Origin of the sequence: Streptomyces sp. NPDC093984 (assembly GCF_044764595.1) — a bacterium.
GTDB classification, from domain to species: Bacteria; Actinomycetota; Actinomycetes; order Streptomycetales; family Streptomycetaceae; genus Streptomyces; species Streptomyces cynarae.
The window spans coordinates 97,694-111,190 of record NZ_JBIWIM010000002.1 but is presented as its reverse complement, the minus strand read 5'-3'; the positions used below and the strand labels follow the sequence as shown (position 1 = coordinate 111,190).

12 protein-coding genes are annotated in these 13,497 nt (G+C 69.4%); all 12 read right to left on the bottom strand.

Translation table 11 applies throughout. The features are described from left to right. Positions 1–3: 3 nt before the first annotated feature. From nuoL to ACIRC0_RS08255, 12 genes are read right to left on the bottom strand one after another with little or no spacing between them, the layout of a single operon-like run. Positions 4–1,950, bottom strand: coding sequence for an NADH-quinone oxidoreductase subunit L (gene nuoL, locus ACIRC0_RS08310; RefSeq protein WP_403613041.1), 1,947 nt, complete (start codon positions 1,948–1,950; stop codon positions 4–6). 15 nt (positions 1,951–1,965) lie between these two features. Further along, the gene (nuoK, locus tag ACIRC0_RS08305) at positions 1,966–2,265 is read right to left on the bottom strand and encodes an NADH-quinone oxidoreductase subunit NuoK (RefSeq protein WP_023547474.1); all 300 of its coding nucleotides are present in this window, start codon (positions 2,263–2,265) and stop codon (positions 1,966–1,968) included. Continuing rightward, the gene (locus tag ACIRC0_RS08300) at positions 2,262–3,101 is read right to left on the bottom strand and encodes an NADH-quinone oxidoreductase subunit J (RefSeq protein WP_403613039.1); all 840 of its coding nucleotides are present in this window, start codon (positions 3,099–3,101) and stop codon (positions 2,262–2,264) included. Before ACIRC0_RS08300 ends, nuoK begins: the two co-directional genes overlap by 4 nt. Then, a complete protein-coding gene (gene nuoI, locus ACIRC0_RS08295; protein WP_403613037.1) occupies positions 3,098–3,739 on the bottom strand; it encodes an NADH-quinone oxidoreductase subunit NuoI in 642 nt (213 codons plus the stop codon). The genes ACIRC0_RS08300 and nuoI overlap by 4 nt, the downstream gene beginning before the upstream one ends. Then, positions 3,732–5,096: an NADH-quinone oxidoreductase subunit NuoH gene (gene nuoH / locus ACIRC0_RS08290; protein ID WP_403613035.1), complete on the bottom strand. Its 1,365-nt coding sequence runs from the start codon at positions 5,094–5,096 to the stop codon at positions 3,732–3,734. Before nuoH ends, nuoI begins: the two co-directional genes overlap by 8 nt. After that, a complete protein-coding gene (locus tag ACIRC0_RS08285; RefSeq protein WP_403613033.1) occupies positions 5,093–7,594 on the bottom strand; it encodes an NADH-quinone oxidoreductase subunit G in 2,502 nt (833 codons plus the stop codon). Before ACIRC0_RS08285 ends, nuoH begins: the two co-directional genes overlap by 4 nt. Further along, positions 7,591–8,967 carry an NADH-quinone oxidoreductase subunit NuoF gene (gene nuoF, locus ACIRC0_RS08280; RefSeq protein ID WP_403613030.1) on the bottom strand — a complete coding sequence of 459 codons (1,377 nt, stop codon included), beginning with the start codon at positions 8,965–8,967 and terminating at the stop codon, positions 7,591–7,593. Before nuoF ends, ACIRC0_RS08285 begins: the two co-directional genes overlap by 4 nt. Beyond that, complete coding sequence (nuoE, locus tag ACIRC0_RS08275) at positions 8,967–9,842, bottom strand: NADH-quinone oxidoreductase subunit NuoE (RefSeq protein ID WP_403613028.1); 876 nt, start codon at positions 9,840–9,842, stop codon at positions 8,967–8,969. Before nuoE ends, nuoF begins: the two co-directional genes overlap by 1 nt. Continuing rightward, the gene (locus ACIRC0_RS08270; protein WP_403613025.1) at positions 9,839–11,170 is read right to left on the bottom strand and encodes an NADH-quinone oxidoreductase subunit D; all 1,332 of its coding nucleotides are present in this window, start codon (positions 11,168–11,170) and stop codon (positions 9,839–9,841) included. The genes nuoE and ACIRC0_RS08270 overlap by 4 nt, the downstream gene beginning before the upstream one ends. Beyond that, on the bottom strand, positions 11,167–11,931 hold the full coding sequence (locus tag ACIRC0_RS08265; protein WP_403613022.1) for an NADH-quinone oxidoreductase subunit C: 765 nt from the start codon (positions 11,929–11,931) through the stop codon (positions 11,167–11,169). The genes ACIRC0_RS08270 and ACIRC0_RS08265 overlap by 4 nt, the downstream gene beginning before the upstream one ends. Then, on the bottom strand, positions 11,928–12,482 hold the full coding sequence (locus ACIRC0_RS08260; RefSeq protein ID WP_007383964.1) for an NADH-quinone oxidoreductase subunit B family protein: 555 nt from the start codon (positions 12,480–12,482) through the stop codon (positions 11,928–11,930). Before ACIRC0_RS08260 ends, ACIRC0_RS08265 begins: the two co-directional genes overlap by 4 nt. Before the next feature lie 13 nt (positions 12,483–12,495). Then, positions 12,496–12,855 (bottom strand): NADH-quinone oxidoreductase subunit A, encoded by a 360-nt coding sequence (locus ACIRC0_RS08255; protein WP_003992243.1) that lies wholly within the window; start codon positions 12,853–12,855, stop codon positions 12,496–12,498. Between the last annotated feature and the right edge of the window lie 642 nt (positions 12,856–13,497).

Below are 13,497 nucleotides of genomic sequence, written 5' to 3'. Positions count from 1 at the left end.
CTATCAGACCGCCCTCATCAGCAGGGTCAGGGCGACGAGCACCGCCGCACCGCCGAACATCGAGACGGCGTACGACCGTGCGTAGCCGTTCTGCAGTCGGCGGAGCCGGCCGGACAGGCCGCCGACCGAGGCCGCCGTGCCGTTGACGACGCCGTCGACCAGGGTGTGGTCCACGTACACCAGGGAGCGCGTGAGGTGCTCCCCGCCCCGGACGAGGACGACGTGGTTGAAGTCGTCCTGGAGCAGGTCGCGCCGGGCGGCCCGGGTGAGCAGGGAGCCGCGCGGGGCGACGGCCGGGACGGGCCTCCGGCCGTACTGCGCCCAGGCGATGGCCACGCCGATGACCAGGCACACCATGGTCGCTCCGGTGACCGTCCAGGCGCTGACCGGCGAGTGCCCCTCGCTGTGCCCGGTGACCGGCTCGAGCCAGTGCAGGAACCGGTCGCCGATGCTGAAGAACGCGCCGCCGAAGACCGATCCGACCGCCAGCACGATCATGGGGATCGTCATGACGCCCGGCGACTCGTGCGGATGCGGCTCCGCGTGCTCGCCCCGGGTCTCGGCGGCGGGCTCCACGCTCGGCTCCGCCGGGGACGGAGTCGGGGCGTGGCGCCAGCGCTCCTCGCCGAAGAACGTCATCAGCATCACGCGCGTCATGTAGAACGCCGTGATGGCCGCGCCCAGCAGGGCCGCACCGCCGAGGATCCAGCCCTCGGTGCCGCCCTTGGCGAACGCCGCCTCGATGATCTTGTCCTTGGAGAAGAAGCCGGACAGGCCCGGGAAGCCGATGATCGCCAGGTAGCCGAGGCCGAAGGTGACGAAGGTGACCGGCATGTACTTCCTGAGGCCGCCGTACCGGCGCATGTCGACCTCGTCGTTCATGCCGTGCATGACCGAGCCGGCGCCGAGGAAGAGCCCGGCCTTGAAGAAGCCGTGCGTCACCAGGTGCATGATCGCGAAGACGTAGCCGATGGGGCCGAGGCCCGCGGCGAGCACCATGTAGCCGATCTGCGACATGGTCGAGCCGGCCAGCGCCTTCTTGATGTCGTCCTTCGCGCAACCGACGATCGCACCGAACAGGAGTGTGACCGCACCGACCACGGTGACGGCCAGCTGCGCGTCGGGCGCGGCGTTGAAGATGGCCCCGGACCGGACGATCAGGTACACGCCCGCGGTCACCATGGTCGCGGCGTGGATCAGGGCGGAGACCGGGGTCGGGCCCTCCATCGCGTCACCGAGCCAGGACTGCAGCGGCACCTGCGCCGACTTGCCGCAGGCGGCGAGCAGCAGCATCAGGCCGATCGCGGTGAGCTTGCCCTCGCTCGTGTCCCCGACGTGGCCGAGGACCGGGCCGAAGGCGAAGGTCCCGAACGTCGTGAACATCAGCATGATGGCGATCGACAGGCCCATGTCGCCGACGCGGTTGACGATGAACGCCTTCTTCGCCGCGGTCGCCGCGCTGGGCTTGTGCTGCCAGAAGCCGATCAGCAGGTAGGAGGCGAGACCGACGCCCTCCCAGCCGACGTACAACAGCAGGTAGTTGTCGGCGAGGACGAGCAGCAGCATCGCCGCGAGGAACAGGTTCAGATAGCCGAAGAAGCGGCGCCTGCGCTCGTCGTGCTCCATGTACCCGACCGAGTACAGGTGGATGAGCGAGCCGACTCCGGTGATCAGCAGGACGAACGTCATCGACAGCTGGTCGAGCCGGAAGGTGACGTCGGCCTGGAAACCGGCCACCGGGACCCAGGTGAACAGGTGCTGGGTGAGGGTCCGGTGGTCGGCGGCCCTACCCAGCATGTCGGTGAAGAGGACGACACCGAACACGAAGGAGGCGGCGGCGAGCACCGTGCCGAGCCAGTGGCCGACCGCGTCCAGCCTTCTGCCGCCGCACAGCAGCACGGCCGCTCCGAGCAGGGGCGCCGCGATCAGCAGCGCAATCAGGTTCTCCACGATTCTCCCGACCCCTTACAGCTTCATCAGGCTGGCGTCGTCGACCGAGGCCGAATGGCGGGTACGGAACAGCGACACGATGATCGCGAGCCCGACGACGACCTCCGCGGCGGCGACGACCATCGTGAAGAAGGCGATGATCTGCCCGTCGAGATTGCCGTGCATCCGGGAGAAGGTGACGAACGCGAGGTTGCACGCGTTGAGCATCAGCTCGATGCACATGAACACCACGATCGCGTTGCGCCGGATCAGTACGCCGGTGGCGCCGATCGTGAACAACAGGGCGGCGAGATACAGGTAGTTGACCGGGTTCACTTCGACGCCTCCTCGGTCCTCTTGAGCGCCGGCCGCTTCTCCTCGGTGCGCTCCAGGCGCTCGGCGGCGTGCTGCTCCAGCGCCTTGAGATCGCTGATCGCCTCGTCGGACACGTCGCGGATCTGGCCGCGGGCGCGCAGCGTCTTGTTGACGGTCAGCTCGGACGGGGTGCCGTCCGGCAGGAGGCCCGCGATGTCCACCGCGTTGTGCCGGGCGTAGACGCCGGGGGCCGGCAGCGGCGGAACGTGCTTGCCCTCCCGTACGCGCTGCTCGGAGAGTTCGCGCTGGGTGCGGGCGCGCTCGGTGCGCTCGCGGTGGGTGAGCACCATGGCGCCGACGGCGGCCGTGATGAGCAGGGCGCCGGTGATTTCGAAGGCGAACACGTACTTGGTGAAGATGAGGGCCGCCAGGCCCTCCACATTGCCGCCCGCGTTCGCCTTGCCGGTGCCGGCGAAGTCCTTCAGGGACGCGTTGGCGATGCCCGCGAACAGCAGGATGCCGAAGCCGAGCCCGCACAGGAGGGCCAGCCAGCGCTGCCCCTTGATGGTCTCCTTCAGGGAGTCCGCCGCGGTGACGCCGACGAGCATCACCACGAACAGGAACAGCATCATGATCGCGCCGGTGTAGACGACGATCTGCACGATCCCCAGGAAGTAGGCGCCGTTGGCGAGGTAGAAAACCGCCAGGACGATCATGGTGCCCGCGAGGCACAGCGCGCTGTGCACGGCCTTCTTCATGAAGACGGTGCCGAGGGCGCCGAGCACCGCGACGGTGCCCAGGACCCAGAACTGGAAGGCCTCTCCGGTGGAGGTGGAGTAGGCCGCGAGATCAGTCATCCGCCGATCACCTTCTTCGACGCCGGCTCGCCCTCGCCGAAGGTGGAGACGGCCTCCTGCGGGACCTCGCCCTTCGAGACGGCGACCTGGCGCACCGTGCCGGGCGCGGCCTCCGTCACCAGTCCCTGGTAGTAGTCCTGCTCGTCCATCCCCGGGTAGATGGCGTGGGGTGTGTCGACCATGCCCTCTTCGAGGCCGGCGAGCAGTTGCTCCTTGGTGTAGATGAGGTTGGCGCGGCTGGAGTCGGCCAGCTCGAACTCGTTCGTCATCGTGAGCGCGCGCGTGGGGCACGCCTCGATGCACAGGCCGCACAGGATGCAGCGGGCGTAGTTGATCTGGTAGACCCGCCCGTACCGCTCGCCCGGGGAGTAGCGCTCCTCGTCCGTGTTGTCCGCGCCCTCGACGTAGATCGCGTCGGCGGGACACGCCCAGGCGCACAGTTCGCAGCCGACGCACTTCTCCAGGCCGTCCGGATGGCGGTTGAGCTGGTGCCGGCCGTGGAACCGCGGAGCCGTGGTCTTCTTCTGCTCCGGGTACTGCTCGGTGAGCCGCTTCTTGAACATGGCCTTGAAGGTCACGCCGAAGCCGGCCACCGGGTTCTGGAAACCCGGCTTGGTGTCCTTGGGCTCGTCAGCCATCGGACGCCTCCTTTCCATCCGAAGATCCGTCACTGACAGTGTCCGGCCCACCACTGACAATCAGCTCCCGCTCCCGGCGCGAGCGGCGCCTGGGCACCGGTGGCAGCGTCTGTCCCGGCAGCGGCGGCACGGGGAATCCGCCGGCCATCGGGTCGAAGGCGGCGGGCTCCTCGGCGGGCCGCTCGGCCTCCTTGGCCTTCGCGCGGAACATGTCGACGACGAACGACACCAGGAGCAGCGCGAGGACTCCGCCCGCGACGTACAGCGCGATGTCGCCGAACCCGTAGTTCTCGTTGCGAAGCGCCCGTACGGTCGCGACGAGCATCAGCCAGACCACGGAGACCGGGATGAGGACCTTCCAGCCGAGCTTCATCAGCTGGTCGTAGCGCACGCGCGGGAGCGTGCCGCGCAGCCAGATGAAGAAGAACAGCAGCAGCTGGACCTTGATGACGAACCAGAGCAGCGGCCACCAGCCGTGGTTCGCGCCCTCCCAGACCGTGCTGATCGGCCACGGGGCGCGCCAGCCGCCCAGGAAGAGGGTGGTGGACACGGCCGAGACCGTCACCATGTTCACGTACTCGGCGAGCATGAACATCGCGAACTTGATCGACGAGTACTCGGTGTTGAAGCCGCCGACCAGGTCGCCCTCGGACTCCGGCATGTCGAAGGGGGCGCGGTTGGTCTCGCCGACCATCGTGACGATGTAGATGATGAACGACACCGGCAGCAGCAGGATGTACCAGCGGTCGTGCTGCGCCTCGACGATCCTCGACGTCGACATCGACCCCGAGTAGAGGAACACGGAGGCGAAGGCGGCGCCCATGGCGATCTCGTAGGAGATCATCTGCGCGCAGGAGCGCAGGCCGCCGAGGAGCGGGTAGGTGGAGCCGGAGCTCCAGCCCGCCAGCACGATGCCGTAGATGCCGACCGAGGCGACCGCGAGGATGTAGAGCATCGCGATGGGCAGGTCGGTGAGCTGCATCGTGGTGCGGTGCCCGAAGATCGAGATCTCGTTGCCGGCGGGCCCGAAGGGGATCACCGCGATCGCCATGAAGGCCGGGATGGCCGCGACGATCGGCGCGAGGATGTAGACCACCTTGTCCGCGCGCTTGACGATGAGGTCTTCCTTCAGCATCAGCTTCACGCCGTCGGCGAGCGACTGGAGCATGCCCCAGGGGCCGTGCCGGTTGGGGCCGATGCGCAGCTGCATCCAGGCGACGACCTTGCGCTCCCAGACGATGGAGAACAGCACGGTCACCATCAGGAAGGCGAAGCAGAACACCGCCTTGACGACGACCAGCCACCAGGGGTCGTGGCCGAACATCGAGAGGTCTTCAGCGGCGAGGTACGGGCTCATGCCTCCACCTCCTTGGGAGCTTCGGCGGGCGTCGCCGGGCCGATGCGGACGAGGGTGCCGGGCTGCGCCCCGATGTCGGAGGGGACGCCGCCGCCCGTGGAGTTCATAGGGAGCCAGACGACGCGGTCGGGCATCTCGGTGATCTGCAGCGCGAGTTCCACGGTTCCGGCCGGGCCGCGCACGGCCAGCAGGTCGCCGTCCTCGACGCCCGCCTCGGCGGCGGTGGCGGCGGACAGACGCGCGCGTGCCGCGTGCCGGGTGCCGGCGAGCGCCTCGTCGCCGTCCTGGAGGCGGCCCTGGTCGAGCAGCAGCCGGTGGCCGGCGAGCACGGCCTCCCCGGCGGCCGGGCGGGGCAGCTGCCCGCCGATCTCCAGGGGGTTGGCGGCCCGCGGACCGTCCCAGGCGCCGAGGCGGTCCAGCTCCACGCGGATCGTGCGCAGATCGGGCAGCCCCAGGTGCACGTCCATCGCGTCGGCGAGCATCTGCAGTACGCGCGCGTCGGTCGGCATCAGCGGGCGGGTCATCTGGTCGGGTTTGAGCGCGGCCTCGAAGAACCGGGCCCTGCCCTCCCAGTTGAGGAAGGTGCCGGCCTTCTCGGCGGCCGCCGCGACCGGCAGCACCACGTCCGCGCGCTCGGTGACCTCGCTGGGCCGCAGCTCCAGGGAGACCAGGAAGTCCACCTCGGACAGTGCTTCACGCGCGCGTGCCGGATCCGGCAGGTCGGCGACCTCGACGCCGGCCACGACCAGGGCGCGCAGTTCGCCGGTGGCCGCGGCCTCGACGATCTGGCCCGTGTCCCGGCCGTAGCGGTGCGGGAGGTCGGCGAGGCCCCAGGCGGCGGCGACCTCCTCCCGCGCGCGCGGGTCGGTGGCCGGACGCCCGCCCGGCAGCAGCGAGGGCAGCGCGCCCACCTCGACCGCTCCGCGCTCACCGGCCCGGCGCGGGATCCACACCAGCTTGGCCCCGGTGGCGGCCGCGGTGCGGACGGCGGCGGTGAGGCCGCCCGCCACGGCGGCGAGGCGTTCACCGACGACGATCACGGCGCCCTCGGTGCGCAGCGCCTCCGCGGCGCGTACGCCGTCCTCCTCCAGGCCGACCCGTCCGGCCAGCGCGTCCAGCCACTCGGTCTCGGTGCCGGGCGCGGCGGGCAGCAGGGTGCCGCCGGCCTTCTCCAGGCCCCGGGTGGCGTGCGTGGCGAGGGCGAACACCTGCTGGCCGTGCCCCCGCCAGGCCTTGCGCAGCCGCAGGAAGACGCCGGGCGCCTCCTCCTCGGACTCGAACCCGACGAGCAGGACGGCGGGCGCCTTCTCGAGGAAGGTGTACGTGACGCCCGTACCGTCGAGGTCGCGGCCGCGTCCGGCGATCCGGGCGGCCAGGAAGTCGGCCTCCTCGCCGCTGTGCACGCGCGCGCGGAAGTCGATGTCGTTCGTGTCGAGCGCCACGCGCGCGAACTTGCTGTACGCGTAGGCGTCCTCCACGGTGAGCCGGCCGCCTGTGAGCACCCCGGCCCGGCCCCGCGCGGAGAGCAGCCCCCGGGCGGCGATGTCGAGCGCCTCGGGCCAGGACGCGGGCTCCAGCTCACCGCTCTCGCGCCGCACCAGCGGGGTGTCGAGCCGGTCCTTCATCTGCGCGTACCGGAACGCGAAGCGTCCCTTGTCGCAGATCCACTCCTCGTTGACCTCGGGGTCGTAGGCGGCCAGGCGCCGCATGACCTTGCCGCGCCGGTGGTCGGTGCGGGTGGCGCAGCCGCCGGAGCAGTGCTCGCAGACCGAGGGGGACGAGACGAGGTCGAAGGGGCGGGAGCGGAAGCGGTACGCCGCCGAGGTCAGCGCACCGACCGGGCAGATCTGGATGGTGTTCCCGGAGAAGTACGACTCGAAGGGGTCGCCCTCGCCGGTGCCGACCTGCTGCAGCGCGCCCCGCTCCAGCAGCTCGATCATCGGGTCGCCCGCGATCTGGTTGGAGAACCGGGTGCAGCGGGCGCACAGCACGCACCGCTCACGGTCGAGCAGCACCTGCGTGGAGATCGGGACCGGCTTCTCGTACGTCCGCTTCCTGCCGTCGAAGCGGGACTCGGCGTTGCCGTGCGACATCGCCTGGTTCTGCAGCGGGCACTCGCCGCCCTTGTCGCAGACGGGGCAGTCCAGCGGGTGGTTGATGAGCAGGAGCTCCATCACACCCTTCTGGGCCTTCTCGGCGACGGGCGAGGTGAGGTGCGTCTTCACGACCATCCCGTCCGTACACGTGATCGTGCAGGACGCCATGGGCTTGCGCTGGCCCTCGACCTCGACGATGCACTGGCGGCAGGCGCCGGCGGGGTCGAGCAGAGGGTGGTCGCAGAAGCGGGGGATCTCGATGCCGAGCTGTTCGGCGGCGCGGATGACCAGGGTGCCCTTGGGCACGCTGATCTCGACGCCGTCGATCGTCAGCGTGACGAGGTCCTCCGGCGGGACCGCCGCCTCTCCCCCACCTGAGGGAGCGCTGGTGGTCACAGTCATGCGGTCACCTCCGCGGGCTTGTCCGCCCAGGCCGTGGACTTGGCCGGGTCGAAGGGGCAGCCCCGGCCCGTGATGTGGTCCTCGTACTCCTCGCGGAAGTACTTGAGGGAGGAGAAGATCGGCGAGGCGGCGCCGTCGCCGAGGGCGCAGAAGGACTTGCCGTTGATGTTGTCGGCGATGTCGGCGAGCTTGTCGAGGTCGGACATGACGCCCTTGCCTGCCTCGATGTCCCGCAGCAGCTGCACGAGCCAGTACGTGCCCTCCCGGCAGGGGGTGCACTTGCCGCAGGACTCGTGGGCGTAGAACTCGGTCCAGCGGGTGACGGCCCGCACCACGCAGGTCGTCTCGTCGAAGCACTGCAGGGCCTTGGTGCCGAGCATGGACCCGGCGGCGCCCACGCCCTCGTAGTCCAGCGCGACGTCGAGGTGCTCCTCGGTGAACATCGGCGTGGAGGAGCCGCCCGGCGTCCAGAACTTCAGCCGGTGGCCGGGCCGCATCCCGCCGCTCATGTCGAGGAGCTGCCGCAGCGTGATGCCGAGCGGGGCCTCGTACTGGCCGGGGTTGGCCACATGGCCGCTGAGCGAGTACAGCGTGAAGCCCGGCGACTTGTCGCTGCCCATCGACCGGAACCATTCCTTGCCCCGGTTCAGGATCGCGGGAACCGACGCGATCGACTCGACGTTGTTCACCACAGTCGGGCACGCGTAGAGGCCCGCGACCGCAGGGAAGGGGGGGCGGAGCCGCGGTTGACCACGACGGCCTTCGAGCGAGTCGAGCAGTGCGGTCTCCTCACCGCAGATGTACGCGCCCGCGCCCGCGTGCACGGTGACGTCGAGATCGAGCCCGCTGCCCAGGATGTTCTCGCCCAGGTAGCCCGCCGCGTAGGCCTCGCGCACGGCCGAGTGCAACCGCCGCAGCACGGGGACGACTTCACCACGCAGATAGATGAAGGCATGCGACGACCTGATGGCGTAGCACGCGATGACGATGCCCTCGATGAGGCTGTGCGGGTTCGCGAAGAGGAGCGGGATGTCCTTGCAGGTCCCGGGCTCCGATTCGTCGGCGTTGACAACCAGATAGTGAGGCTTGCCGTCCCCCTGGGGAATGAACTGCCACTTCATTCCCGTCGGGAATCCCGCGCCGCCGCGCCCGCGCAGTCCGGAGTCCTTGACGTACGCGATCACGTCGTCCGGCGACATGGCGAGCGCCTTGCGGAGCCCCTCGTAGCCGTCGTGCCTGTGGTAGACGTCCAGCGTCCAGGCCCTCTCCTCGTCCCAGAAGGCCGACAGCACGGGCACGAGCAGCTTCTCGGGGCTGGTCTCTCCCCCAGCCTCCGGCTGGGAGGTGCCCCCATGTTGAGTGGACAAGGTCATCACTGCCCTCCCTCGTCGGCTACGGGCCCGGCCGGGTGGGCCGGGTCGGAGGCCGATGTGTCCTGCGGCGCGTCGTGCGAGCTGAGGTGCTCGGACGGCGACGGCTGGTGCACGGCCGTGTCCCCGGCCTCGTCGTGCGGCCCGGCGTCCCGCGGGTGCACCACGCGCGCGGCGGGGGACTCCCCCTTGGCCAGCCGCAGCCCGACCAGGGAGGCCGGACCCGCGCTGCCGGTCGCCTCGACGGCCCCGTCCCTCTCGTCGGGGAAGCCGGCCAGCATCCGGGCGGTCTCCTTGAAGGTGCACAAGGGGGCACCGCGGGTGGGAGCGACCTGCCGTCCCGCGCGCAGGTCGTCGACGAGGCGCCTGGCGGTCTCGGGGGTCTGGTTGTCGAAGAACTCCCAGTTGACCATCACGACCGGCGCGTAGTCGCAGGCCGCGTTGCACTCGATGTGCTCCAGGGTGACCTTGCCGTCGTCGGTGGTCTCGCCGTTGCCGACGCCCAGGTGCTCCTGGAGGGCCTCGAAGATGGCGTCGCCGCCCATCACGGCGCACAGGGTGTTGGTGCAGACGCCCACCTGGTAGTCACCGGAGGGCCGCCGCCGGTACATGGTGTAGAAGGTGGCGACCGCGGTGACCTCGGCCGTGGTCAGGCCCAGCACCTCGGCGCAGAACCGCATTCCGGTGCGCGTGACATGGCCCTCCTCCGACTGCACCAGGTGCAGCAGCGGCAGGAGGGCGGACCGGGAGTCCGGGTAGCGGGCGACGATCTCGTGTGCGTCCCGCTCCAGCCGGGCCCGCACGTCGTCCGGGTAGTCGGGCGCGGGCAGTTCGGGCATGCCCAGGCTGACGCCCCGCTGGGAAGAAGAGGTGGTCACCGGTCGACGCCTCCCATCACGGGGTCGATGGACGCGACGGCGACGATGACGTCGGCGACCTGGCCGCCCTCGCACATCGCCGCCATGGCCTGCAGGTTGGTGAAGGACGGGTCGCGGAAGTGGACCCGGTAGGGGCGGGTGCCGCCGTCGGATACGGCGTGCACGCCGAGCTCGCCCTTGGGCGACTCGACCGCCGCGTACGCCTGTCCCGGCGGGACGCGGAAGCCCTCGGTCACCAGCTTGAAGTGGTGGATCAGGGCCTCCATGGAGGTGCCCATGATCTTCTTGATGTGGTCCAGGGAGTTGCCGAGCCCGTCCGGTCCCAGGGCGAGCTGCGCGGGCCACGCGATCTTCTTGTCGGCCACCATGACCGGGCCGGGCTGCAGCCGGTCCAGGCACTGCTCGATGATCCTGACCGACTGGCGCATCTCCTCCAGGCGGACGAGGAAGCGGCCGTAGGCGTCACAGGTGTCGGCGGTCGGGACGTCGAAGTCGTACGTCTCGTAGCCGCAGTAGGGCTGAGCCTTGCGCAGGTCGTGCGGCAGGCCGGCGGAGCGCAGGATCGGCCCCGTGGCGCCGAGGGCCATGCAGCCCGCGAGGTCCAGGTAGCCGATGTCCTGCATACGGGCCTTGAAGATGGGGTTCCCGGTGGCGAGCTTGTCGTACTCCGGGAGGTTCTTCTTCATCTTTTTCACGAACTCGCGGATCTGGTCCACGGCGCCCGGCGGGAGGTCCTGGGCGAGTCCGCCGGGGCGGACGTAGGCGTGGTTCATCCTCAGGCCGGTGATCAGCTCGTAGATGTCGAGGATCATCTCCCGGTCGCGGAAGCCGTAGATCATGATCGTGGTGGCGCCGAGCTCCATGCCGCCGGTGGCGATGCACACCAGGTGGGAGGAGAGCCGGTTCAGCTCCATCAGGAGCACCCGGATGATCGTGGCGCGGTCCGGGACCTGGTCCTCGATGCCGAGGAGCTTCTCCACGGCGAGGCAGTACGCCGTCTCGTTGAAGAACGGCGTCAGGTAGTCCATGCGCGTCACGAACGTGGTGCCCTGCGTCCACGTGCGGTACTCGAGGTTCTTCTCGATGCCGGTGTGCAGGTAGCCGATGCCGCAGCGGGCCTCGGTGACCGTCTCGCCCTCGATCTCCAGGATGAGCCTCAGCACGCCGTGCGTGGACGGGTGCTGCGGGCCCATGTTCACGATCAGGCGCTCGTCGTCGGCACGGGAGGCGGTCTGGACGACCTCGTCCCAGTCGCCGCCGGTGACCGTGTAGACGGTGCCCTCGGTGGTCTCGCGCGCGGAGGCGGAGGACGGGGTGTGCGTGCTCATGAGTACGACCTCCGCTGGTCCGGAGCCGGGATCTGGGCGCCCTTGTACTCGACGGGGATGCCGCCGAGGGGGTAGTCCTTGCGCTGCGGATGGCCCTGCCAGTCGTCCGGCATCATGATCCGCGTCAGCGCCGGGTGGCCGTCGAAGATCAGGCCGAAGAAGTCGTACGTCTCGCGTTCGTGCCAGTCGTTCGTGGGATACACGGAGACGAGCGACGGGACGTGCGGGTCGGCGTCGGGGGCGCTGACCTCCAGGCGGATCAGCCGGTTGTGGGTGATCGAGCGCAGGTGGTAGACGGCGTGCAGCTCGCGGCCCTTGTCGCCGGGGTAGTGCACTCCGCTCACGCCCGTGCACAGCTCGAAACGGAGCGCCGGGTCGTCGCGGAGGGTCTGGGCGACGGCGACCAGGTACTCGCGTTCGATGTGGAACGTCAGCTCGCCGCGGTCGACGACGGTCTTCTCGATGGCGTTCTCGGGGAGGAGGCCCTGTTCCTCCAGGGCGCCCTCCAGCTCGTCGGCGACCTCGTCGAACCAGCCGCCGTAGGGGCGGGTGGCCGCGCCCGGGAGGCGGATGGAGCGGACGAGGCCGCCGTAGCCGGAGGTGTCGCCGCCGTTGTTGGCGCCGAACATGCCGCGCTGGACGCGGATCTCCTCGCCGCCCTCGCCGCGTCGGCCGGGGAGGTTGGCGGCGCCGAGGTCCTTCTCGGGGTTGACCCCGTTCGAGGAGCCGTTCGCCGCGTCGGTGCCGTTCGCGTCGCTCATCGCAGCAGCCCCTTCATCTCGATCGTCGGCAGGGCCTTGAGCGCCGCTTCCTCCGCCTCCCGGGCCGCCTCCTCGGCGTTGACGCCGAGCTTGGAGGACTGGATCTTCTGGTGCAGCTTGAGGATCGCGTCCATCAGCATCTCGGGCCGCGGCGGGCAGCCGGGCAGGTAGATGTCGACGGGGACGATGTGGTCGACGCCCTGGACGATCGCGTAGTTGTTGAACATGCCGCCCGAGGAGGCGCACACGCCCATCGAGATCACCCACTTGGGGTTCGGCATCTGGTCGTAGACCTGCCTGAGGACCGGCGCCATCTTCTGGCTGACCCGGCCCGCGACGATCATCAGGTCCGCCTGGCGGGGCGAGCCGCGGAAGACCTCCATGCCGAAGCGCGCCAGGTCGTAGCGGCCGGCGCCGGTGGTCATCATCTCGATGGCGCAGCAGGCGAGGCCGAAGGTGGCGGGGAAGACCGACGCCTTCCGCACCCAGCCCGCGGCCTGCTCGACGGTGGTCAGAAGGAAACCGCTCGGCAGCTTTTCTTCGAGTCCCATGACGTAAGGCCCCTCAGTCCCATTCCAGGCCGCCGCGCCGCCATACGTACGCGTACGCGACGAAGACGGTGAGCACGAAGAGCAGCATCTCCACGAGCCCGAAGATCCCCAGGGCGTCGAAGGTGACGGCCCAGGGGTAGAGGAAGACGATCTCGATGTCGAAGACGATGAAGAGCATCGCCGTCAGGTAGTACTTGATCGGGAAGCGCCCGCCGCCGGCCGGCGTGGGGGTCGGCTCGATACCGCACTCGTAGGCCTCGAGCTTGGCGCGGTTGTACCGCTTCGGACCGATCAGCGTGGCCATGACCACGGAGAAGATCGCAAAGCCTGCCCCGAGGGCTCCCAGTACGAGGATGGGCGCATACGCGTTCACCGCTCCTCGCTCCTCTCAGTCGGCACTGACTGCTGGCGGTTGCGCTGGGCTCACATCCGTCCCACATGTCTCGCAAGCCCCGCTCGCCCCAGCGAAGATCGCGGACATGTGAAGCAGGTCACAAGCCCAACTGCCGTGCATCTTATGCCCGCGGGTGTGTGATCTGCGACACGGGGGTCGGCACGTACTTTGTGATCTCCACCACCCGGCGAAGGATCATGAAGTCGGATGAGCGGTGATCTACGTACGCGAAGCAGTCGAGTGATCACCAAGAGATGACATTTTCACCCGTCTCCGCTGGTAGAGGCGGTCTTGCACTATCAAAGGGCAAGCGCTCAAAGCAAATTGGCGTTGGACCAGAACCCTTGATAAAGGCACCCGTTCACACTTCAGAGGGAGGAGCGAGGGCGAATGTGGACGTGTGCACGCGTTCACGAGCAGAGGGGCGGCTTCACGCGCAGAGGTGCGTGCATTCACAAGCGGCAGGGCAGGCGCACGGACCGAGGAGCCCCGCTGCGCGCGAGACGCCCCCGCGACGGAGACCGTTCCGTGACCTGCGCCACATCTGTGTGACGGTTCAATAAAGCGGGCTTGGCCATCTGCCCCAACCAGTGGTAAGCCAGGAGCAATTCGGGACGTAAC

Coding starts and splice junctions, on each gene's coding strand:
- ACIRC0_RS08270 (WP_403613025.1), bottom strand. CDS start 11,170: ATGAGCACGCACACCCCGTCCTCCGCCTCCGCGCGCGAGACCACCGAG.
- ACIRC0_RS08265 (WP_403613022.1), bottom strand. CDS start 11,931: ATGAGCGACGCGAACGGCACCGACGCGGCGAACGGCTCCTCGAACGGG.
- nuoF (WP_403613030.1), bottom strand. CDS start 8,967: ATGACCTTGTCCACTCAACATGGGGGCACCTCCCAGCCGGAGGCTGGG.
- ACIRC0_RS08285 (WP_403613033.1), bottom strand. CDS start 7,594: ATGACTGTGACCACCAGCGCTCCCTCAGGTGGGGGAGAGGCGGCGGTC.
- nuoH (WP_403613035.1), bottom strand. CDS start 5,096: ATGAGCCCGTACCTCGCCGCTGAAGACCTCTCGATGTTCGGCCACGAC.
- nuoI (WP_403613037.1), bottom strand. CDS start 3,739: ATGGCTGACGAGCCCAAGGACACCAAGCCGGGTTTCCAGAACCCGGTG.
- ACIRC0_RS08260 (WP_007383964.1), bottom strand. CDS start 12,482: ATGGGACTCGAAGAAAAGCTGCCGAGCGGTTTCCTTCTGACCACCGTC.
- ACIRC0_RS08300 (WP_403613039.1), bottom strand. CDS start 3,101: ATGACTGATCTCGCGGCCTACTCCACCTCCACCGGAGAGGCCTTCCAG.